The organism is Sulfitobacter sp. 15WGC (assembly GCF_005068605.1).
In the GTDB taxonomy this organism is placed as follows: Bacteria; Pseudomonadota; Alphaproteobacteria; order Rhodobacterales; family Rhodobacteraceae; genus Sulfitobacter; species Sulfitobacter faviae.
Genome location: NZ_SZNL01000210.1, coordinates 1 through 252, shown reverse-complemented (window position 1 = coordinate 252; position 252 = coordinate 1). Strand labels below are relative to the sequence as shown.

Annotated in this window: 1 pseudogene; it reads right to left on the bottom strand. The window is 64.3% G+C overall.

Annotated features, from left to right (window positions below):
• A pseudogene (locus FCK22_RS19510) lies at window positions 1-252 on the bottom strand (M3 family metallopeptidase); the annotation flags it as partial.

The following is a 252-nucleotide window of genomic DNA, read 5'->3' as shown; positions in this document are numbered from 1 at the left end:
AACTTCGCCTGCGCGCGCATGGCCGAGCACCACGCGCCCGACCGTTTCGAGCCGCGCGCGAAATAATCACCGATAAAGACCGCCACATGCTGGCCGTCCCGCGTCACTTCCCACGCCCGGCAATCGGATGGTAGAGCGGCACGTCGAGGGCTGCGAACTCCAGCCCAAACAGCCGGTTGGCGCAGTCGAAGGCCGCGTCGATCATCCGGTTAAGCTGGAAATAGGGCTTCAGCGCGGCCTCATCGAGGTCAT